This is a genomic window from Paenibacillus sp. NPDC056579 (assembly GCF_042793215.1).
Taxonomy (GTDB): domain Bacteria; phylum Bacillota; class Bacilli; order Paenibacillales; family NBRC-103111; genus Paenibacillus_S.
Genome location: NZ_JBHTVD010000004.1, coordinates 240,595 through 263,051, shown reverse-complemented (window position 1 = coordinate 263,051; position 22,457 = coordinate 240,595). Strand labels below are relative to the sequence as shown.

13 protein-coding genes and 1 pseudogene are annotated in these 22,457 nt (G+C 48.7%); 2 read left to right on the top strand and 12 right to left on the bottom strand.

From position 1 onward, the window contains the following. Positions 1–30: 30 nt before the first annotated feature. The 6 genes from ACFQ88_RS18115 to ACFQ88_RS18090 form a co-directional block, all read right to left on the bottom strand. A complete protein-coding gene (locus tag ACFQ88_RS18115; RefSeq protein WP_379455067.1) occupies positions 31–978 on the bottom strand; it encodes an iron-hydroxamate ABC transporter substrate-binding protein in 948 nt (315 codons plus the stop codon). Positions 979–1,252: 274 nt separating this feature from the next. After that, on the bottom strand, positions 1,253–3,574 hold the full coding sequence (locus ACFQ88_RS18110; protein WP_379455066.1) for a helix-turn-helix domain-containing protein: 2,322 nt from the start codon (positions 3,572–3,574) through the stop codon (positions 1,253–1,255). A gap of 76 nt (positions 3,575–3,650) precedes the next feature. Further along, positions 3,651–4,529 carry a carbohydrate ABC transporter permease gene (locus tag ACFQ88_RS18105; RefSeq protein ID WP_379455065.1) on the bottom strand — a complete coding sequence of 293 codons (879 nt, stop codon included), beginning with the start codon at positions 4,527–4,529 and terminating at the stop codon, positions 3,651–3,653. Between the two features lie 16 nt (positions 4,530–4,545). Then, a complete protein-coding gene (locus ACFQ88_RS18100; protein WP_379455064.1) occupies positions 4,546–5,511 on the bottom strand; it encodes an ABC transporter permease in 966 nt (321 codons plus the stop codon). An 82-nt stretch (positions 5,512–5,593) separates the two neighbouring features. Continuing rightward, positions 5,594–7,204 carry an extracellular solute-binding protein gene (locus ACFQ88_RS18095; protein WP_379455063.1) on the bottom strand — a complete coding sequence of 537 codons (1,611 nt, stop codon included), beginning with the start codon at positions 7,202–7,204 and terminating at the stop codon, positions 5,594–5,596. A 283-nt stretch (positions 7,205–7,487) separates the two neighbouring features. Further along, positions 7,488–8,279, bottom strand: a complete 792-nt coding sequence (locus ACFQ88_RS18090) for a helix-turn-helix domain-containing protein (protein WP_379455062.1) — start codon at positions 8,277–8,279, stop codon at positions 7,488–7,490. Between the two features lie 289 nt (positions 8,280–8,568). On the opposite strand from ACFQ88_RS18090, the gene ACFQ88_RS18085 reads away from it, so the two are divergent. Both ACFQ88_RS18085 and ACFQ88_RS18080 read left to right on the top strand, forming a co-directional pair. After that, complete coding sequence (locus tag ACFQ88_RS18085) at positions 8,569–10,044, top strand: sulfatase family protein (protein WP_379455061.1); 1,476 nt, start codon at positions 8,569–8,571, stop codon at positions 10,042–10,044. 256 nt (positions 10,045–10,300) lie between these two features. Further along, positions 10,301–11,731, top strand: coding sequence for a serine hydrolase domain-containing protein (locus ACFQ88_RS18080; RefSeq protein ID WP_379455060.1), 1,431 nt, complete (start codon positions 10,301–10,303; stop codon positions 11,729–11,731). 116 nt (positions 11,732–11,847) lie between these two features. Here the strand turns inward: ACFQ88_RS18080 and ACFQ88_RS18075 are convergent, their stop codons facing one another. From ACFQ88_RS18075 to ACFQ88_RS18050, 6 genes and pseudogenes are all read right to left on the bottom strand, one after another. Beyond that, a complete protein-coding gene (locus ACFQ88_RS18075) occupies positions 11,848–13,479 on the bottom strand; it encodes a sensor domain-containing diguanylate cyclase (RefSeq protein ID WP_379455059.1) in 1,632 nt (543 codons plus the stop codon). Between the two features lie 190 nt (positions 13,480–13,669). Further along, the gene (locus ACFQ88_RS18070; RefSeq protein ID WP_379455058.1) at positions 13,670–14,158 is read right to left on the bottom strand and encodes a hypothetical protein; all 489 of its coding nucleotides are present in this window, start codon (positions 14,156–14,158) and stop codon (positions 13,670–13,672) included. A gap of 185 nt (positions 14,159–14,343) precedes the next feature. Beyond that, positions 14,344–14,715 (bottom strand): type 2 periplasmic-binding domain-containing protein, encoded by a 372-nt coding sequence (locus ACFQ88_RS18065; protein ID WP_379455057.1) that lies wholly within the window; start codon positions 14,713–14,715, stop codon positions 14,344–14,346. 186 nt (positions 14,716–14,901) lie between these two features. Next, a pseudogene (locus ACFQ88_RS18060) lies at positions 14,902–15,117 on the bottom strand (carboxymuconolactone decarboxylase family protein); the annotation flags it as partial. A gap of 117 nt (positions 15,118–15,234) precedes the next feature. Next, entirely contained in the window at positions 15,235–16,542 is a 1,308-nt protein-coding gene (locus ACFQ88_RS18055; RefSeq protein WP_379455056.1) for an ABC transporter substrate-binding protein, read from the bottom strand. 64 nt (positions 16,543–16,606) lie between these two features. Beyond that, the gene (locus ACFQ88_RS18050; RefSeq protein ID WP_379455055.1) at positions 16,607–22,270 is read right to left on the bottom strand and encodes a pectinesterase family protein; all 5,664 of its coding nucleotides are present in this window, start codon (positions 22,268–22,270) and stop codon (positions 16,607–16,609) included. Between the last annotated feature and the right edge of the window lie 187 nt (positions 22,271–22,457).

Here is a 22,457-nt window from a genome sequence, read left to right as displayed (position 1 = left end):
AATTCATGTTTGTTACTATCTCATTGCAGTCTATTCTTTGCTCAAGAAGCCTTTTTTGAAAATACCCAGTAAATACTCTAGTGTTATCGGATCGCTATAGCTGGATGCTTTGGTCTCAATCTCAATGACACGTTGATTCTTGACAGCCGGGATGTTCTTCCAAATCGCTGAATCCTTGAAAGCGGCATCGGCATCCAAATTTCTGCTAAGAACAATGTAGTCGCCGGCATATTGCGGCAGAACCTCTTGAGAAAGCTTGTAGAAGCCGGGTCCAAGCGCGTCGCTCTTGATCTTATCCGGCATTGACAGACCCATCGCCTGATACAGAATCTCGGTGCCGCGAGCCCATTTGTCGCCGAATACATAGAAGTCTTTCGTGTTCGTCTCGAACACCGACACGGTGACGTTATCGCCGAGCTTGGCTTTAATTTCCTTGCCGGCCGCTTCAGCACGCTGCTTGAAATCGCCGATCCACGCCTGCGCTTCCTTTTCTTTGTTCAGCAGCTTGCCGATCTCTAATTGCTGCGCCAAATAATCCCGCTTCCCCCAAGTATAAACAACAGTAGGCGCAATTTTACTCAGCTGGTCCAGATTCTTCAACTCCGCACCCGCAATGATCAGATCCGGATTCTGCGCCGTTATCTTCTCCAGGTCCGCATCCGATACGACCTCGATGCCCTCTAGCCTCTTCGTAAACAGAGGATTGTTCTTAGTCCATTGATCTACACCGACCAGCGTTCCGCCCAGCGCGAGAACATTGGGCGCATTCGTCAAAGCAACAATCCGTTTGGGATTCGCCGGAATCTCTACGGCCCCCCGCTCGGATTGATAGGTTATTGTGCCCGATTCCTTGGGGTCTGCAGCCGGTGAGGAGCCTTTCTGTGAAGACGCGAACTCATTAGTGCTTGCTTGACTGCCGCATGCGCTGGATATGACCATCAACACCAGCAGCATAGCGAGTAACAGCTTGTTTTTCATGCTCAATTCTCCTTGTACGGGATTGCGATATGACCGATAATGATTATCAATATCAATCATGTTTAGTATATATTCTCATCCTTCGGTTGTCAAAGCATCCCAACAATGTCTGTTAAGCATGGATCCGGCATCAAACAAAAAAAGCCGCGTTATCCGCAGCGCTCCAAGCCGTTCAATTAATATCATTATATGCGATTCTGATTTTCTCAAGGTATTCGATTAGACGCACCTCGACGGTTCTCCTCCGCAGCAGAAACGGTGAACCGCGATTTCGTTACAGCGATTCGCGGTATTTGCCCGGCGTCGTTCCCTCATACTTTTTAAAAACCCGAATAAACCCGATGTCGTTGGCATATCCCACTTTATTGGCGATTTGGGTGAACGTCAGCTTCTTGTCCTGCATTAATTTCTTCGCCTCGTCGATCCGTACTCTTGTCAAATAATCGGTCAAGTTCACTCCCGTTTGTTTCTTGAAGAAGGCGGACAAATATTGCGGGGTTAATTCGAATTGATCGGCAATGGCCGTCAAACTGAGCATGTCGTCGCCGTAGTGCTGTTCGATGTACCGGATAATCCGTTCGGACAGCTGCCGTCCGTGATTGCTGCGCCCCGCGTTCAAATAATGGGAGAGGGTGAGAAACCAGTCGCTGATCTTGACCTTCATTTCCTCCACCGTCGGACACCCGGACAGCTCCTTCAGCGGATCGAACCCTTCCCCGAACACCTCATTGTACAACGGATCCATCGGATTCATGATCTTCCATAGCGTACTCACCATGTTCGTAAACAAGCTCCGCCCCAGTTCGGGCGTCATCCGACGTTCTCTGAAATGTGCGTGAAACAGGTTGCCGATAAGCCTATCGACATTGTCCGCATCTCCGCTCTTGGTGAAGTTGATCAGCTGAATTTCCGTTTCAATGGGATAAAAATAATGGCGGTCCGATACCGATATTTCACTGTAACGTATAATGCTGCTGTGTCCTCTGTACATTTTGTAATCCAGTGCTTGAAGCGCTTCGAAATACGATTCGCACACCCGATCCACCCCTGCGTAGATCCCCCCGATAGCAAGAGTTACATAGGTCTTGAAGCGCTCCTCCACCATTTGCTTGAGCTGAACGGCAATAATACTAAGCTCCTGATCCGCTTCCTCAAGCTGTTCTCCGGCGATGTTGACAAGAAGGGCTACCCGGTTCTGATCCAGCTCTATCGCATATCCCCATTGGCGCTCGCGTATCAATTCATTGCCGATATTGGAAATGACAAACCGGATCAAGGCCCACTGCCGTTCGGATTGATCGGCGCTGAACCGGCTGAAATCGGCAATGTCGATTAGAAGCACGGCGAACCGGTCGGAGATCAGCCGGATATCCATAAACTGCAGCGATTCATCGGTCAACCGTGACGCATCTACATGACCGCGGATGAGGCGCGACAGAAAGCTTGCCTGAATAACCGGAGCTTGACGGGATAAGATGCCCCGGAGCTCCCGTTCTTCGTGCATCGTCATTTGAATCGCTTCCCGGATAAATTCGTACTCATTGGACGGGAGTACCGCGCGCATCGGCTTCTTATTTTGCAGAACGCGCACCACACCCTGCAGCGGAGCGTAATTGCGATGCACCCAAAAGGCGATCGCCGCTCCCCCGCCGACCAAGCAAATCAAAAGCAGCGTGATCATCCAGTTTTTCAGCGTATAGACCCGCTCCAAGTAGACTTGCTTCGGCATAATATGAATGTACTTCCAGCCGTTCTGATCGGATACGGTATAGGACAGCATCATGTCCTTGCCTTGATCCCGATATTCGTAGGGAATGCCCTTGGTCTGCACGTCTTGACCGATCTGATCCCACGGGAGAGACAGGCCTCCATCGCCGTCGCCGGCAATCAGGCGGTCTTTCCGGTCCAGAATATAGACGGAGCTCTGGTAGGCGGATTCGATTTTAGCGAGCATACTGCGAACTTGATTCATATCAAGCATAATCACAAGCGCACCGCGGATCTCGGTCGTTTCCCCTAAAGGCAGGGTCTGCATGTAGGTTATCGTATCCAGCTTGCCGTTCGGCGTCTCGTAGCTGACGGGAACATAATCCTGATAATGAGGACTGCTTAGCAGCTGGCCCCGCCAAGCATCGAAGCTGGTTCCAACCGGATGGTACAAACGCTCATAGAGTACTTCCGGCGTTGTTTTGGCTGTCGGCATCAGCACCGTATTGCTCGAGCTGAAATACACGTAATAGCCTTGTATGAGATCGCTTACATTTTGGTAGCGAGACATATGGTCCGACACAAATTCAACGAACTTGTAAGCATCGGCGGAATTCGTCGTATCCGTGTTGTTCATTAGCCACTGCATACGGGGATTCAGCGCTATCTGCTGCGACATCTGCTGGACATCCTTAAGCTTGCTGTCCATTACTTGACGGAGCTGCTCGAGCATGGCCAAGTTCGCCCGGTTCGCATTATCGGTCATAATCGTAACGGTCTTCGTATAAAGAATCGATCCGAGAACAATAGGAAGCAGGAAGACGGCCAGATAAGACAGAACAAGCGTTGTGAAGGCACTTCCAAGAGGTTTGCTTTTGATTCGCACCATCTCTCACCTCTTACGAGTTCGTTCTTCATAACAACTTATTCTGGAAGTCTGTCCCGTTTTCCTGCTTCTTTGTCATTTATTCCTTCAACGCTCCGATCATGACGCCCTTAACGAAATATTTTTGCAGGAACGGATACAGCACCAGGATCGGAAGGGTCGCAACCATAATCGTCGCGTACTTGATCGCTTCCCCTATCGGCATTTTATCTACACCGGAAGCATTCGTCGTCATGTTGTCCGTGCTGTTCGTAATGAGAATCTCCCGCAAAATCAGCTGCAGCGGATATAACTCTCTATTGCGCAAATAAATCATCGCATTGAACCAGGCATTCCAGTGGGCTACGGCGTAGAACAACACCATAACGGCCATAACCGGGATCGACAGCGGAAGAATAATCCGCCACATGACGGTCCATTCGCTTGCCCCGTCCATCTTCGCCGATTCCTCCAGACTTATCGGAACGGCCTGGAACGAGGTGCGCATAATAATCAGATTCCATGTGTTAATCGCTCCGGGTATAATCATGGCCCATGGCGTATCAACAAGTCCCAGGTTGCTGACCAGAAGGTACGTAGGGATGAGTCCGCCCTGGAAGAACATCGTGACCACGATCATAAACATAATCGCATTTTTGAAGAAGACGTTCCGCCTGGAGAGAAAATAAGCCCCAAGCGCGGTCATCAGCAGATTAAACGCGGTCCCGACAACCACATAGAACAGCGTATTGCCATAACCGCTCAATATGTTCGGATTGGCAAAGACCGCTTTGTAAGCATCCAGGCTAAAGCCGTAAGGCTTCCAGAGCAAGCCGCGGTGCTGCGCCAGCAGCCCCGGATCGCTCAAGGATGAAAAAGCTACGTACAAAAAAGGGTACAGCGTCAAGAAGCAAAGAACGATCATAAAAACCGTGTTAAGCACATCAAATGTTTTTTCGCCCAAAGTCGGTTTATCCATCCAGCTGCCCCCCCCATCACCATAGTTTAGTCTCGCTTACCCGCTTGCTTATGCTGTTCGAGAGGATAAGCAGGGAAAAAGCAATCACGGCGTTAAATAAACCTACGGCGGTCGTATAGCTGTAGCTTGCTTCCAGAATCCCTTTGCGGTATACGAAGGTAGAAATGACGTCAGCCGTATCGTAGGTGAGCGGATTGTACATGAGCAATATTTTCTCGCTGCCCACGGACATCATCGACCCCATTTTCAAAATTAATAAAATAATGATGGTGGGCATAATTCCCGGGATCGTAATATGCACCATTTGCTTCCACCGGCCTGCTCCATCGACTTTTGCCGCCTCATACAAGGTAGGATCGATATTCGACAGCGCCGCCAAATAAATAATGGATCCCCATCCGACCTGCTGCCAAATGCCTGAAGACACATAAATAAAACGAAACCAGTCCGGCTCGGATAAATACGACTTGGATGCTATGCCGAACGCGGAGAGCAATTGATTCACAACCCCGTCCCTAGCCAAAAAGTCTACCAGCATCCCGACGATGACGACAACCGAGATGAAGTGCGGCAAATACGTGACCGTCTGAACAATTCTCTTGAAATATTGCCGGCGCAATTCATTCAGCAGCAGCGCCAAAATGATCGGTGCCGGAAATCCGAAGATCAGCTCATATACATTGAGCAGAAGCGTGTTGCGGATAAGTCTCCAAAAATAATAGCTGTTAAAAAATTCAACAAAATGCTCGAAGCCAACCCAACGGCTGTTCCAGATGCCGTCTCCCAGACTGAAGTCTTTAAATGCGATTTGCAGTCCGTACATCGGTCCGTAGTCAAAGATCAGATAATACGCGATAACGGGCAGCACCATCAGATACAGCAGCTTGTTGCGCTTTAAATCGCGGCCGATCGTTACCCACAGGCTCTGCCCGGAACGGCTCGACTTGGCGACTCTCCCTTCTGCGGCTTTGATTGTCTCCATACGGCATCCCTCCTTCTCTTGGAATAAGACAGGGGGATGAACGGGTCATCTCCCCTGTATATGGTCGGTCCACCAGCAATAGTTACCGTTTTTTGTATCTTTCCAGTGCAGCCTGTTGAATTTTGACAGCTTCTTGTATTCCCATGCCCTCGATCGTTTTGACGTATTTATCGAAATTATCGAGAGGCTCCGCCCCCATGATAAACTTGTTGAACATTTCGTCCTTGAACGTGTTCACATCGTTCATGATCGAGGCGAATTTGCTGCTCTCATCCGATGTCGGTGTGACAGGCGGCAGCTTTCTTTCGTCGGTCGGCTCTCCCCAGATTTTGATCGAATCCTTCTGCTCCGGCAAAGCGGCGTATTGCTCCATATACCGTTTGTCTTGCACGAACGGACCGTTGAAGTTGGAACGTACATGGCGGGCCATGGCCTGAGCCACCGACATATCCTTCGGATTCATGATATCGTCGGTAAACGTCGGGTAGCCGCTGACCATTTTGTAGGAAACGCCGTCCACCCCAAAGTTAAACAGCATTTTGCCTTCATCACTGTAGGCGTAGTCTAGCCATTTGGCTGTTGCTTCCGGGTTCTTATTGGAGGTCGAGATCGCTGCAGCCACCCCGCCGGAGAAGTTGTAGCTTCTTGCGCTCCACAGCTTCTTGTCGCCTTTATTTACGACAGGAAACGGTGCAGCTACGAGCTTGAAGTCGGCAATTTTGTTTTTCACGAGCGACGTATAGTTGCCGATACCCGAGCCCGTACTCATTACGGTCGCGAACAGTTGATTCCCTGTTACCTTCGCATCCTTCAGCTTGCTGTCGGTCACGGCGAAGTCCGGATCCAGCAGACCTTCCTTGTACCATCGGTTCATGACTGTGAGGAACTGCTTATACTCGGGCTGAATCGGTCCGTAGCTGACTTTGCCGTTCACATGGTAGAAATCGTAGTTGACGCCGAACGAGCCGAGGAACGCCACAGATCCACCCATGTCTCCTTTGCTTATCAAGAGCGGAATCTCATCCGGCTTGCCATTCCCGTTGATATCGCTCTTCTTGATTGCGGTCAATGTGGTATACCAGTCATCGACTGTTTCCGGCATTTTCAGATTCAGCTTATCCAGCCAGTCTTTTCGCAGCGCGATACCGTTACTGACCAGCAGGTAATCGTCGCCGCGCAGGAATGGAAATCCGTAAATGCTGCCTTCATCCGTCATGACCTGCCGTTTCCAATCCGGATTGGCATCCAATATCTTCTTCAAATTAGGAGCATTCTTATCGATAATATCGTTCAGCTTAATAATCTTTTTATCCTTGATCGCCTTTTCCGGGCCGCCGGGATAACCCGTCCAGCCGTATTCAATGACATCTGGAAGATCCTTGCCGGTAATCATGAGATTGAACTGATCCTTCTCCTGGCCGACAGGCGGGTGCTGGAAGCTTACATTGACGCCGGTCTTCTTTTGCAGCTCCTGATACACCGTCATATCGCCGAAGCTTTTTAAGGTAGCGGCGACATTGCTTGCAAGACTCACCCAATAGGTAAGCGCTTGCAATTTCGGAGGCTCTTGGCCTTCCTTCTTTTCGGCCCCTTGATTTGGCGGGCTCGAGCTGCTGCATCCTGCAACGACCGAGAGAGACAGTACTGCGGAAGCCCCTGCGGCTGCCCACTTTTTCCGACTGACTTTTTTCATATACCCCTTTTACCTCCTTCAAATAGGACAGAACTTTGGCGAAGCGGCCGGTTCTTATGAGGTGGCACAAAGCGATCAAGGATGAGTCGGACAAGGCTGCTGTAGATCGCATGCTGCCGGCAATTTCGCTCATCCCCTATTCTGGCAAACAATTCGTAACATGGAAATCACTCAATTTAACCAATGATAATCCGGCTTTAAGATTCGCCGTTATCCGATATTAAGATGGGCTATCCTGAATTAACATTCGCGGAATGGGCTGGTTAAATTCAGCATATAGGGATCAATTTATATCCCCTTTTGCCAAGAAGGCCGTTGGCGACATGGAAGTAAACTTCTTGAACATTTTAAAAAAATAAGATGTATCGTAGTATCCTAAATAGTGGGAAATATCCGAAATACTCATGCTGGAATTTACAAGTAAGTTGCGCGCCTCCAACATTCGCAGCTGGTGCATGTACTGAATCGGGGATTGCCCGTTCACCTCTTTAAACAAGGAGATGGTGTAGTTAGGGGAACGCTGGATCATATCCGCCAGCTGTTCGATCTGGATAGACGAGCGGTAGTTTTCCAAAATATATTGCTGTATCGTCTTGGCAAGCTTTACTTTGATCGGTGAGATGTTGAGCACATCCGCCTCCCGACCGATGATCGCCAGCAGCTCTTGCAGGATACTAAGACTGATTAATTCGTAGAAGGGCTTTTTTTCCAAGCCTTCACGATACAATTGCATGATACGCTGCTTAATATGTTCAAAACCGCGTATTTTCAAATGGATAATGCGCCCGTTCATCAAATAAGGAATATCCTTTTCCCCCAACAGGTTTGGATAAACAAAGTGGAACAACACCGTATATTTCTGATGCGGCTCCTCGTTGCCGTTCTCCGCCATCCTGCTCGTTCCCTTAGGAATAAGCAGCAAATCCCCTTCCTCCACCATTCGACGCTCCCCGTTTAACGTGTATAGCACTTTCCCGCGCACAACCAATACCAATATATGGTGTTTTATGACATCCAGCTGGTTACGCCAATTGGGAATTAGATTATCGAAAAAAGCGGAATAGATCGTAAGCATAAGGATAGTCATTCCTCCTTGAGCAAAGTCTCATAGGAATATATGGGACCCATAATATTATACACCTCAGTATGGCATGGGTAATGCGTTTTTTGAAGCTGTCTCGCATTAAATACAATAGTTTTATACATCTAATCTTTGAATCATACATAGACGTACCAGGGAGCGTATACCTATAATTTACGTTATCAGCAGGAAATGAAAGCAATTTACTTTGTCGACGGCATGGCCGGCGCGATAAATGGATAAACCGCTACTTTACCTTGTACCTTACAAAGGAGAGTGTCGAATGAAAACTAACAAAACTAGAGTATTGCTGCTGGATTTGGATTCTACCCGGCCGGATCATCTGGGCTGCTACGGTTATCACCGTAACACCTCCCCTAACATTGACTCCATCGCCAAGGAAGGAGTCCGGTTTACGAACTACTATACTTCCGATGCTCCATGCTTTCCCTCTCGTACCGCGCTCATGACGGGCCGCTTCGGCATTCATAACGGAGTGGTCGGCCACGGCGGAACGGCAGCGGACGTGCGGCACGAAGGAATCGATAGGGCGTTCCGCGACCGAATCGGCAAAGATTGCCTGCCGGCGATATTCCGTCATGCCGGAATGAAAACCGCCCTGATCAGCCCGTTTGCGGAGCGGCATTCTTCCTGGACGTTCTATGCAGGCTTTAATGAAATGCACAACACCGGCAAAGGCGGGATGGAATCTGCTGAAGAAGTCACCCCGGTGGCATTGGATTGGATTCGCCGGAACGCTCAAGAGGATAACTGGTTTTTGTATGTCAATTATTGGGACCCTCATACCCCTTATAGGACACCGGAGAAGTTCTCCAATCCGTTCGAGGACGATCCCCTTCCAGACTGGATCACCGATGAGGTGCTAGACGCGCACAAAAACAAGATTGGCCCGCACAGCGCAAGTGAAATCAATATGTACGACAATCGGACATTGCCTCAGTATCCGCGTCATCCGGGAGAAATTACGGACAGAGACGGGCTGAGGCGTATGATTGACGGATACGACATGGGAATCCGCTATATGGATGAGCATATCGGCCTTCTGTTCCAAGAGTTGAGTGCTCAAGGCGTGATGGATGACCTGATCGTTATCATTACCGCTGATCATGGTGAAAATATGGGCGAGCTGGGCATCTACGGAGAGCATGGGACCGCCGATCAAGGCACCTGCCGCATCCCGATGATCATCCGTTGGCCGGGACTTCAGTCGGATCATGTCGACGACGGGCTCCATTACCACCTGGATTTGGTTCCGACGTTGGCAGAATTGCTCGGCGCCCCTTCCTCTTCCAGCTGGGACGGGCAAAGCTATGCGGCTGCGCTTAGGACAGGCGAATCGTGCGGAAGAGACTACTTGGTCGTCTCCCAATGTGCTCATGTATGCCAACGCAGCGTACGATTCGGTGACTGGCTTTATGTCCGAACGTATCATGACGGCTATCATCTATTCGATAAGGAAATGCTGTTCCAGCTTCGCGAGGACCCTTACGAACAGCACAATGCGGCTGGCGAACGCCGCGACATTTGCAAGGATGCCGTCTATTATTTAAACGAGTGGCACGATCAAATGATGCAATCGATGCCGCACGACGTCGACCCACTATGGACGGTTATTAAGGAAGGCGGACCTTATCACGCCAAGGGCTTCCTCAAAAACTATGTGAACCGTCTGGAGGAAACAGGGCGAGCTTACGGAATCGAGGAGCTTAAGCTCCGGCATCCGCGCGAATTCGCTTAAATTGAACAAACCCACGGGTTTTTATGCTCGTGGGTTTTTCGTTGGTACAAACAAAATGAACTGCCGTAGTGGCAAGCATTAATGGTTAACAATCCCAACCTGATACTCGTCTTCATAAATAAGAACGCCTGGAAGTTCTCAATCGACTTCGATTGATTATTATTATTTTGTATCTTGATCCATAAAATGGAACTGGTACAATGGAATGTAAGCGCTAATTATCCTTGTATTCCATTGTAAAAAAGGAGCGATTGACATGCTGCAAACGAATGCCTTGCCCCGCATCAGGCCCGAAGAAGCCGGTGTATCTCCATCCGCGATTTCATCCTTCTTGAAGGAAGCTCAATCCAGTAACATCGGACTGCACAGCTTCCTGCTGCTTCGTCATGGCCATGTGGCTGCTGAAGCGTGCTGGGCACCTTACAAACCGGATTATCCGCGTATGATGTTCTCGTTAAGCAAAAGCTTTACTTCGACGGCCGTCGGATTTGCGGTGGCGGAAGGCCTGTTGTCGGTAGACGATCCCGTTATCTCCTTTTTTCCGGATAAGCATCCGATTGATGACGAACATTTGAAAACTATGCGCGTACGGCATTTGCTCACCATGTCGACAGGGCATGCCAAAGATACGACGGGACAATTACGTAAGCATCCTGACAAAGACTGGGTACAGGCATTCTTGGAATTACCGGTTGAGCATGAGCCGGGTACGCACTTCGTGTATAACAGCGGCGCCACCTATATGCTGTCGGCGATCGTTCAAACAATTACTGGGCAAACACTTGTGGATTACTTGCAGCCAAGATTGTTCGAGCCTTTAGGCATTCAAGGCGCCAAATGGGATTCTTGCCCCCGTGACATCAACACCGGAGGATGGGGCTTGAAAATAAAACCCGCCGATATTGCCCTCTTCGGCCAAATGTATCTTCAAAAAGGCATGTGGAACGGAACCCAGGTGGTGCCTGAAGCATGGGTGGACGAAGCCACCTCCTTCCAAGTATCTAATGGAGAGGACCCGGGCAGCGATTGGAAGCAAGGTTACGGCTACCAATTTTGGCGGTGCCGTCATGGAGCCTACAGAGGAGACGGCGCATTCGGTCAGTTCTGCCTTGTGATGCCGGAACAAGATACCGTTATTGCAATCACATCCGGGGTCAAAAACATGCAGTCCGTGCTGAACCTGGTCTGGGAGCATTTACTGCCAGGAATATCGGAACAGCCGCTTCCGTTAGATGAAGTACAGTACGATGAGCTGCAGGATGTTATAGCCTCACTCGGGTATGCGCCGCTTGCTGCTGAATTCACTTCCTCCGAAGCTGAAAGCATCACCGGCAACCGGTATATTATGGAGGATAATGAACTGAAACTGCAGTCGGCCACCTTCCGGTTTGAAGAAGCTGTATGTACGTTCGATTTTCAATTGGAGCCACATGGGAACGGCCGAATTCAATGTGGTGTCGGCTCTTGGATCGAGAGTACAACGATACCGATTGGAGGAATGTCGGGAGTCGCCGCCAGCGGGAAGTGGAGTGACGATTCAACCTTTGTTATGGAATGGCGGTTTGTAGAGACACCGTTCTACTATACTTTAACATGCCGATTCGAAGAAAACAGTGTGAAAATGGAGGTCATCAGCCATATCGGCGGCTCCAACGAACCTCTGCATCTTATCGGACAGTCGGAATAATAGACGCGGAAATTGAAAGGCCATCCTTAACCGGGATGGCCTTCCTGTTTTAGTTCGATGGACCAATGACCGCTCTCTTTATTGAAGAAGCGAAACAGCCTGTAATTCCAGCACTTTTACAGTAACATCTGCTGATTATCCAGTAATTTTTTATCCTCATTATAAACTACGCTTTGATTCCTGCCATTCCTCTTCGCTTCATATAAAGCTTGATCAGCAAAACTGAGCAGTTCGGCTGGTTCGTTCGTTTGAGTGGGATAGTGGGCCAGTCCTATAGATAAGGTGCAAGTCCTGCCGATCGGATTCTCGTCCGTCTCAAATGCACAGCGAATGCGTTCAGATGTTGCGTAAGCTTCAGGTAACGGCGTTCTTTTAAGCAGTACAACAAACTCTTCTCCGCCATACCGGCAGCATACGTCTTCATCACGCACATTCCTCTGCAAAAGCCTCGCAAGATGATTCAACATCACATCCCCGGTTGGATGACCGTATGTATCGTTAATTGTCTTAAATCGATCGATGTCCATAATCAGGAGCGTGTACTCTTCGGTATCAAGCATACACTGATTCATTATTTTTTCCATGCCTCTACGGTTCACTAAACCGGTCAGAGGATCGATCATGGCTTCGCGAGACAATTGATCGGTGTGTTCTTCAATATGCTTTAGAAAACGGCCTATCGTCTTGGCCAATAAATCGGCCTCTCGGTTCCAGTAGCTGCTGACTTCTGCGGGACGGCTTTGTCCCTGTTCATAATGTCTGATCAATCGTGCCAGGGCAACGAAAGGTTGTGCCAACCGGCGGGAGAGCCATATTGCAATGATTAAAAGCAAAAGAATAGCTGGAACAAAGTAGACAAGAATCCCTTGGATAAATTGATGCAGAAGATTATCGACCGATTGGCCGGGTGATACGACAACGATTCCCCAGCCCGTCGAAGGGACTATGGAATAGCCGGCAAGCTGAACAATTCCGCGCGAGTTCACCACCTGCCGTTTTCCGCTGTGTCCCTGTGTCAACTCATTAACGACGGGATTTTCTATTACATTCTCCCCGACCCGCTTAATATCAGGATGATATAGCAGATGCCCCTCCGAGCTGACCACGTAGTAGTACGAGCCATTCTCATCTATCGAAGTGCTGCCGAATACTTGGCTGATCACATTAGGCTCTTGAAGATAGATCGTCCCTACGATGTAACCAAGGTATGTGCCCTGCTTGTCAAATATCGGTTCGCTCAACGAAACGATCATTCTTTTTGTAGTAGGTGTTAAGTATGGCTTGGATAAGTACGGCGCTTTCAGCCTCAATGTTTCCTTGGCTACCTCGGAAGCAACCACGGTGCCTTCCAACCCGCTTAGTGACGCCGGCGACGCAGCATGGATTTGTCCTGTTTCCTTCACAATGGCGATGGAATTGAAGAAGTGACTGCTTTTTCGCAACAGCTCCAGCTTCCCATAAGCTTCTTGCGGTGTCATATCCGGATAGTTGTGTAAAATCTCTACAGAATATTTTAAACTTTCTCTCATGGATGTAAATAACCTGTCCATAGACAGACTCATTTTTTTGGAATTCGACGAATTTAAGGAAAGCGCAGTATCTATCAGAGATTGTTTCTTAAAATGGAAGGATAGAATAAGAAGAATCGTAGCCGTAATGAAGATAGTTAGACAGACAAGACCTATTACAAGCATTGTTACACTAACTTTTTGTTTCGGTTTGAGCTGAATTTCATGAAAGATTACCATCTACCCCTCACCTGTAGTTATGTTTAGCAGAAAGACGACTAATCCATATTATACTACAAAAGAGTATTGGGTATATGTGCCTATTTATCGACACAAATTAGTTCTCTAGACTTATATATAATTAGATGTTATTTCAATCACTGATGCAGCCTACCGCTAACCACTTGATTACCATCACAGAAGAAACGGGTTACTTTTTAAGAAGCTCATCCACCTTCGCTTTCATTGCCCGTAAAGTCGTCTTCTTATATTGAATTCCGAGGCGGAGCACCTTAAGCTGCTCCCGGCGGGTCAGCTTTTTCATTCGAGGGTCCTGTTGTAAGAATGAACGAATAATAGACCAGCTATTACCTGCGATCTGATCCGTGTTAATGTAAGGAAGCTCGTAGGGCATCTTGCGTTTTCGGATACGGTGCATGAGCAGGGTCAAGGCTGAAGAAAGTTTGCCTTCATCGACCAGACAAGGCACAACACTCTTTTTCGCATACCTTCTGTAGTGCTCGTAATAATTGATTCCGTTTACAATGACATATCCGCCGGCTTTTCGGTTTTTCCTCACGATCAACAGCTGCATGCAATCCTGTGCGACTTTGCGAAGCTCCTTGCTTCGTCTAGTTGTTTTGACGTACAATTCAGGCTTTATTTTGTCTAGAGGTATATATTGCACCGTATATCTCATCCGGCAGCACCCCTTGATATATCGTTAGTGTAGTGTATGTCGTCCCGAATCAAACGTACCTGATTGCTGCAGCGCCTAGGTTACAAGACAAAGCTCCCCTTACCGAAGCAGGTTCTTATGCTGTAACCTGTCTACCGTAAAAGGAGCCGCTCTCGCTCTTGAACACGCATGGTTTATTTACTTATCTACTTTCCATCGTACGTTCTCTTATATGCTGTATTGTACATGGAAATAATCTCGTCCAGGCCCAGTTTCTTTGCTTGGCCCGTGAACTGTTTAATCGTATCGTCATTAATTGGAGTTTTGCCGACGACGAATTCCGCCATTTTTTGTTCCATAAAATTGTTCAGATTGCTGAGCTTCGATTTTTCCAGCTCCTGCTCCTCTTTCGTCTTAACATAAGATCTCGGCGCAGGCAGGATAATCGGTTCATATGCTGCATTGATTTTTTTCGTCTTCTCGTCCAATGCGCTTTCCCATGCTAATCTTGCGATGGCAAAGTCCGAGCCTATCCCCGGATACCACACGCCATAATCGCGGCGCAGCGTCCAAATCATACTGCTTGTTGCCGCTTGCGGTACGCGCCTTACCGATTAATGCATCAATGTCCGCCTTCCAGAAGAAAGTGACGAACGACTTGTTCGAGATGAGCCGCTCATCGAATTGTGTTTATTTTCCCCCTATTTGAAAAAGCCAATCCCCGTAAATAATCTGATGTACAGGGATTCTCCTGAAAAAGTTTATTATTTATGTGCCGCTGGCTGATAATCTCCAGGTACCATCCCCGTTGATATTGCCATTCGATTCCAGGTGTTGATCGCATTAATCGCCATTATCAAATTGACAGATTGGCCCTCGTCAAAGTGTTTGCGGACATGCTCATACAATTCCTGAGGCACGCCGGCATTCGAGATTTGGGTCACAGCTTCTGTTAATGCTAGTGCGGCCCTCTCTTCTTCCCCATTCCAATAGTAGCGATTCTTATGTGGCGAAAAATAAAAAACGGTAAGAAACCTGTAATAGATTTCTTGCCGTTTTGTGCGCCTTCGTATTGTTCTAATCCAAATGAGTTAACGTTATTTTCTAAGCTCCGCCTCGATCACTTTATTGGCCGCATCTTCCGCTTGGCGCAATACCGTGTTCGTATCCGAATTCCCCATAATGTAATTAGGAATAGCATCCGTTAGCGGCTTCTCCCCGATCGAATCGAATTTTCCTTTCTTCGGCACTACCGGGAACTTGTTATAAAACAAGGCATTCCAGTTCAGTTTCTTCGAATAATCTCCTCCCATTGACTTGCGGATCGTTTCATCCTTGAGCGGCGAGATGTACCCCAGCTTGACGCGCGCTGTCTGATATTCCTCGGAGACCAAATATTTAATGATTTCCATGGCCGCCTCTTTATGCTTCGATGAGGAGGATAGGTTTACATACGTTGGATACGGCTGGAAACTAACCCCGGGCAGCTCCTTGAACGTCGGAGCGGACACCATATCGAAGTTCACACCAGGAGCCGAGCCGTCCGAGACCATGTCTGAGAAATAAACGTACATCGCCAAATTTTTCTTTTTCAAGAAGTCATCCTTGGCCGGCACCTTATTGTTGTTGCCTTTCATGTATTCTATGAACAGAGGGTCCGTAGACTCACCTTTAAAAATCGTGTCCATCACGATCTTCCACTTCTCATTGGCATAAGTCGACTTGTTGGAATCTGCATCAACATAAGGCACGGAGAACGGATTCAGCTTCAGCACATGCCCGGTGGAAGCCGCTAAACCGATGTACGTTACACCGTCCTCCGTCCGTGTCAGTTTCTTGCCAAGCTCGATTGTTTCGTCCCAAGTCATGCCGTCCTTCGGATAGGCAATACCGAATTTATCGAAGATATCCTTATTATAAAAGGTGACGAGGCCCATCATACTGATCGGAAGTCCGTACATCCCGCCGTTCGCAAGTGATTTCATGGCATCGATAGAAACCGGCTCGAATTTGCTCAAATCGATATTGTTCTTTTTGATAAGCTCGGAAATATCGGACTGCAGTCCAGGGACAATCAATCCGTCTATGACACCGGTTTGCGCTTCGAATATCAGATCTATAGCGGTACCGGTGGTAACGAGCTCCTGGATCGACGAACCGGCAGTCTTTTGAATATAGTTGAATTTCCAATTAGGGAACTTCTTTTGCAGATAGCTTGTAATACCCGCGTTAAAGCTGTCGGAAGCGGTACCGGCACTGGAAGTCATCGTAATCTCGAGCGGTGCATTAAAATCGACGGCGTTAGCTGGCTCCGCCGCCTTGTTATTCCCCTGCGTCCCGCTGCAGCCTGCCGCAACGAAGGTGCACATTGCCAAACTAATTGCACTACACAAACTTTTTTTCATTGGAATCCCCACTCTCTCTTTATTCATTCAATAGAAGGGGGCCGCTAGGCGGCCCTTAAGGTTGTTACGGATTGCCTGAATCGTGAGGAACGGTCACTGTTTCAGAAACCGTATTGATGTTGCCGGCTTGATCGGCAGCGGTGTAGGTTATGGTATACACGCGACCGGAGCCTTTACCTTCTCTTTCTGCACGAAGCATAAAAGTAGTGTCATACGTACCGTATGAGGCTTCTTGAATATCAGGTTGTTGGTCTTTTCCGGCGTCGTTATCGTTCTCATTACTGGTGATTGAAGTTAGGACGACCGAGTCCAGATGGGATAGTGCGTCTTCTGCATAAACGGATGCGGTGACGGTTACCATTTTATGATTCGCAGGCCATAGCACCTTTTTATCCAAAGTTACCTTAAGGCTTGGCGCTGTTTTGTCGATTCGGACGGCAGCCGTACGCTTCGCCTCTACATTGCCCGCTTTATCGACACTCCAGTAAGTGAGCGTATGCACGCCTTCTGTCGTAACGGTTACGGAGCTTCCTTCTTGTTGGGCACCTCCGTCGATGCTGTAGTAGGTTGAGGCAATTCCGCTACCCGAATCACTTGCTGTCAGCGTTACCGTCACATCCTTGTTGCTCCAATTCTCCGGTGCATCGTCTTTCGTGGTTGGCGCTGTAATATCCATATGATTTCGGCTTGCAATCAGGGTTGGATCCCATCCGTCCGAACCGGCCATCATCAGCTGAACGGTATACTCGTTCGCTTCCTCCGGCTTCAGTTGTTTGGACCAAGGAGCCCTGCCCTTCGGCTCGGCACTTGAACCGGTATTGTTGTACTCGTAATATCGGGCCGTTGCTTCGTTCTCGACTCTGCCCCAGTTATTCCATCCGGCAGGATGTACAATATCACCCAAATCCGTGTTCATAAAGACAGTGTGCGCGAACGGTCTCCAAGGTCGGCCCAAGTACATGTTGTTCACTCCGGGCTCGGCTGTAAACTTGCTGTTGATGAACAAATACCCGTATTTCTGGTTCTCCGGTGTACTCGCTGCCGTAACATAACCGCCGGAGCGTACATTGTGAATCGTACTGTTTTTGAAGACAGCGATCGACGGCCCGTAAATGAAGTCAACAGCACCTTCAATATAGCTGTCCGTTACATAGAGCCGTTTGCCGGTAGCATTCGTGAACAATGTATCCTGAAAGCCGATCAGCCTCACGTTGTTCAGATAAGCACGGTCACCTCTAAGGTCAAGCGCAACAGCCACACCGGCCGTGCCAGCACCGTTAGCGAACGTAATATTCTCCGCTATAAAATCATTCGATTCAACGGCGGTCGCTCTCTCGTTAAATCCTGTCCCGGTTATCCCTGTATAAGTGATAACCGTGTTTTCTTTGTCTTCTCCAATGAAGCTGACGGCATGCTTGGTAGCAGGAATCGTTACTTGCTCCTCGTAAGTACCGCTGCGAATATAGATGACGGTTCTGGCTGTGTTCCCCGCCGGTATCGAATCAACGGCATCCTGAACCTTCGTAAACGCCCCGCCCCCGTTTTTGTCAACAACAATAACAGCTGCCGGTACCGCTTCTTGCGGAAAGGAAGCAATGCCTTCCGTCTTGTCGTTGACAGAGCTGATAGCGTAGTAATACGTTGTACCGTTTGTGACCGCCGTATCTCTGAACGCGAGTTCATTAACAGCAGCAATGGTCGTAAAGGGACCGTTCATTGAGAGTGCCCGTTTTACATGATAGAAACTGGCTCCGGGGACGGCTGTCCATTCGATATTTACCATTTGACTACCTGCCAATAGACGAATATCGGACGGTGCTTTCAAAGTGTTGGCTGGAACCGGAATGACACGTATCGAATCCGAGTTCGCACTAGCTGTGGTACCGTTCGCTGCGGACACCACATAATAATAAGCGGTACCGTTGGCCAAAGCTTTATCTTCAAACTGAGTGCCGGATAGGTTCTCGGCAATGACTGTATAAGGGCCGCCGTTAACGGTGCTGCGTTTCACTGCATAAGTTGCTGCCCCTTCAGAGGCATTCCATGAAATTGTACTTCGGGTGTCTCCAGCAATCGCGGTCAATCCCTTGGGCGACTGCAGCGGTGCAACCGGACGTACCGATTGGACGGCCGAGTTCTCACTCTCGCCGGCAACGTTGGTTGCAGATACAACGTAATAGTACATTTTCCCGTTATCTAGGCCAGTATCGCGGAAAAACGGATCCATAACATTATTTTTCACCACTTGAAACGGCCCTTCTGCATTATCACTTCGCTTGATTGAATACGCAGCGGCATTTTGAACGGGCTGCCAGGAAAGATCGGCTTGCGTATTTCTTGCATCCGTCTTCAGTGCAGCCGGAGCTTCAGGCTTAATCGCGGATTCCGAAGGCGTTACGGTAACTTCATTGGAGTTGCCGCTATCCCCTGATTCTCCATGTGCTATTACCACATAATAGTACGTGGTGTTATTCGACACTGTAGAATCCGTAAAGGTAGTTGCCGTAACATTCGGTCCGACGATTTCGTACGGACCACCTTTTGTTGTACTTCTTTTCACGGAGTAGGAAAGTGCGCCGTTAGTAAGCGTCCAATCCAATTGAACCTTACCGTTGCCAGGTATTGCAGCTAAGCCTTGGGGAGAAGCAACCGGCTCGACATAAATTTTGAAATTATCAAAGTACATGGTCCCTTTTCCGGTTCCCGGAGTTCTTCCGATAATGATGCTGCCCAATCCCAGAGTTCTCATATCGTCTTTCAAATCGATATCCTTAGCTGCAAGCACGTTATCAATATAAATATCCATCTTGTTCGCTGCTACATTGGCTACAATTTTGATATTGTACCAGCGGTTGTTAGCCAGCTCCATGAGCTTCACGTCTTGACTGTTTTTATTCTTATACGTCAGCATGTACTTATCTTCCGGAACCGGTAAGACCGGCTTCCGAAGCTCGATGGAGATCGGAGTCTTCGTTGCTTTCTCGTCCTTAACCTGAAGCACAATAGATGTACCAGGGTGGGATGGAGACATATAGTCCGTTTCAAAAATTACCGTGCTGGTCTGTTTAGGGAAATTCCTTACGATTTGCGTACTGCCCGGTGCATTATCGTATACTTTGAGAGCTTGGCTTGATGAGTTTCCGATCGAATCTTCCGGGACCGGTTGAACCGTCACGGTATGGTCGGCATCCTGCGGATTTGGTGTCACTGCATATCCGTCCGGCGTTGAGCCGATAGCCGACTCTTCAAAATCGTCATTCGCGTGGTACACGGTTCCCGGTGTGCCGGTTGGAACCGCGCTGACCACATCGGAAGGAATGCTTTCCCCATTCGCGTTAACAGAAGTTATGACATAGTAGTAAGTCATTCCAGGAGTAAGTCCGGTTTGCGTAAACACTGGCTCGGTTAAACCGGCGGCAACTTGCATAAAAGGCCCTTCTGGCAGTTGGCTGCGCTTCACGTTATAGCTCTTCGCATATTCAGCGGGATCCCATGTAAGAGTAATCTGCTCATTGCCTGGGGTCGCTGCAACATGGACAGGTGCCGTCGGTAATTCCGTAGGCAGCGCCGTAATGGTTACATTCGAAAAGCTGGATGTATTGTATTTATCCACACGGTTATTAGCTTTGGATGCATCGGCAGCCAGACCTGCATATATCTCGTTAGGCAGCGATACATTGGTAGTACCTACCAGCGTCCAATTCACTCCGTCAGGGGATACGAACGACGTGAACTGGTCTCCTGAACGGACCAATTTGGCCCAATAAGGCAGCTGAAATTCGCTGTCCGGAACAATTTGCGATATCTCCGCGCCCTTCGCCGTCCGGCTTAACGTTACGCCCCGCTTCCCTGTTTTCATATAAGGAAACACGAGGGATACAAAGGCGGACGATGCGTCCAGGCTCTCGCGGAACATAAGACCTGCTTCCGCTCCTTCGTCGGTAGGCGTAATGCTGTCTATTTGGGCAACGATTTCCATATTGCCGCTCATTTGTTGATAAGCGAAATGGAATGCGTCTTGAGTCCCCTCGATATCCCCCGCCGATTTCACCGTAATGACGCTGCCGTCGGAACCACTAAGCTGTGTATGTCCGGGTATGCCGGGTGCTCCAACATCTGCTGCCGTCCAAGGCGCAATGCTCCCTAGTTGGTTCGCGTGGATTGTAACATTCGTTGAATACGTTGCCGTCCCTGTATTATCAATTGCCTTTGCAATCAAATAGTGCGTTCCATCCGGAACGTTGTTCCAATCCAAGGTGAACGGAGCCGACAAATCCTCTCCCAGCTTCACTCCGTCACTGTAAAATTCCACTTTCTCAACGGTACCGTCACTATCGGAAACCGTTGTAGTAACAGCCACATCCGAGCCTGTTGGAACGATGGCATTGTTTTGCGGCGCGGTAATCGCGACGTTCGGATTATGGGAACCATTCGTCGTGATCGAGTTCAGATAGATTTCGAGGTTTGTATATCCCTCTGAATTTACCAAACGTCCGTCAGCCGCTTCGTTCGGATTCAAGCCATGCTGCAGCTCCCAGTTGTTGGGCATCCCGTCGCCGTCATCGTCTACCGCATTGGATACTACGGTTTCATACTCAGGGTAGCCGCCGACTTCATTTTGGGAGTTCAAATGTTTACCCGTGCCGTTGATTACATCGTTAATAATTCTTGCATCGACGGGGTCTCTCTTCGGCAATTTGGCTCCAGCCCCTTCAAGAACTGCAGTATAAGCATCCTGAGCGGATTGAGACGGTAAAGGGTTAAGAGCAAACGAAACCGGCGTGTCCAGTTGTTTGTAATCCGGGTACTTATATACGCCCGACCAGTTATCTGCCGTTAAATCAGGGTAGCCTTCCATAACATTACCGCTAATGTAATAGCTTCCCTTGGTTTCTGCATTCAGAAAGCGTATATTCTCCGTATCGGGACCGGGCTTGTAATAGTTGTTGATCAAATTGGTAGTAGCCTCTTTCCCGCCGTAAGATGCGAAATAGCCCCAGTTATACACCACGTTGTTCTGAAAATCGTGATAATTGCCTGCCGTACTGTCAAAAGCCGGGTTGCGGCTCGAATTGTGCGCAATCAGATTATGATGGTAGCTTGTGTTCTTGCCTCCCCAAATCCCGCCATAGCCGTGCTTGCCTTTTACATGACGGCTCAGATGCATCGCCTCGGAGATGACGGACCATTGAACCGTCACATTTTCGTTCCCATAGTTACTCATGACTTCATCCACCGACCAGCTGAAAGAACAGTGATCAATAATGATATTCTTCTGGTATCGTCCCCCGAATGCGTCCGCCTCAGTAGGCATTTTATCCCCCATTCGAACCCTTAAGTAGCGGATGATGAGGTTGCTGGCTTCAAAAGTCATCGGGTAATCGGAAATCGTGATTCCGTCACCCGGAGCGGTCTGACCGGCGATGGTCAGATTGGACCCTGTTATTTTCAACGGAGATTGGAGATGAATGTTGCCCCCTACTTTGAAAATAATCATACGGTTGCTGCCGCTTACTGCGTCGCGTAACGATCCCGGACCGGAGTCGGCAAGCGTATTGACCACATACACCTCCCCTCCGCGCCCGCCAGTAGTGAATTTCCCGCCGCCTTCAGCTCCGGGGAATGCAAGCGGTACCTGGCTCTGTACAGGTTCAGCCGCAGCATTAGCAGGCAAGCAGCCGGATGAAAGCAATGCGGCTACTAACATTTGAGAAAGCCATTTTTTCATTAGCAATCCTCCTCAGGTTTCAATATTGAACTTCATGTACCGGTAGCAATCTTATCTCGGCTTCTATCAAAGAATCCCCCCTTTCAATAAACTGCAGTCAATTATTGGATTTTACATGCTTGCATTTTTGAAAGTTGTTTGTTATTTTTGCTATGGCAGCGGTTACGGTGAACTTATTAGCAATCAA

Bases quoted from the DNA above. Each gene is read 5' to 3' on its own strand.
- ACFQ88_RS18110 (WP_379455066.1), bottom strand. From the start codon at position 3,574: ATGGTGCGAATCAAAAGCAAACCTCTTGGAAGTGCCTTCACAACGCTT.
- ACFQ88_RS18095 (WP_379455063.1), bottom strand. From the start codon at position 7,204: ATGAAAAAAGTCAGTCGGAAAAAGTGGGCAGCCGCAGGGGCTTCCGCA.
- ACFQ88_RS18065 (WP_379455057.1), bottom strand. From the start codon at position 14,715: ATGATTTGGACGCTGCGCCGCGATTATGGCGTGTGGTATCCGGGGATA.
- ACFQ88_RS18090 (WP_379455062.1), bottom strand. From the start codon at position 8,279: ATGCTTACGATCTATTCCGCTTTTTTCGATAATCTAATTCCCAATTGG.
- ACFQ88_RS18055 (WP_379455056.1), bottom strand. From the start codon at position 16,542: ATGAAAAAAAGTTTGTGTAGTGCAATTAGTTTGGCAATGTGCACCTTC.
- ACFQ88_RS18070 (WP_379455058.1), bottom strand. From the start codon at position 14,158: ATGAGATATACGGTGCAATATATACCTCTAGACAAAATAAAGCCTGAA.
- ACFQ88_RS18075 (WP_379455059.1), bottom strand. From the start codon at position 13,479: ATGGTAATCTTTCATGAAATTCAGCTCAAACCGAAACAAAAAGTTAGT.
- ACFQ88_RS18050 (WP_379455055.1), bottom strand. From the start codon at position 22,270: ATGAAAAAATGGCTTTCTCAAATGTTAGTAGCCGCATTGCTTTCATCC.
- ACFQ88_RS18080 (WP_379455060.1), top strand. From the start codon at position 10,301: ATGCTGCAAACGAATGCCTTGCCCCGCATCAGGCCCGAAGAAGCCGGT.
- ACFQ88_RS18115 (WP_379455067.1), bottom strand. From the start codon at position 978: ATGAAAAACAAGCTGTTACTCGCTATGCTGCTGGTGTTGATGGTCATA.
- ACFQ88_RS18105 (WP_379455065.1), bottom strand. From the start codon at position 4,529: ATGGATAAACCGACTTTGGGCGAAAAAACATTTGATGTGCTTAACACG.
- ACFQ88_RS18100 (WP_379455064.1), bottom strand. From the start codon at position 5,511: ATGGAGACAATCAAAGCCGCAGAAGGGAGAGTCGCCAAGTCGAGCCGT.
- ACFQ88_RS18085 (WP_379455061.1), top strand. From the start codon at position 8,569: ATGAAAACTAACAAAACTAGAGTATTGCTGCTGGATTTGGATTCTACC.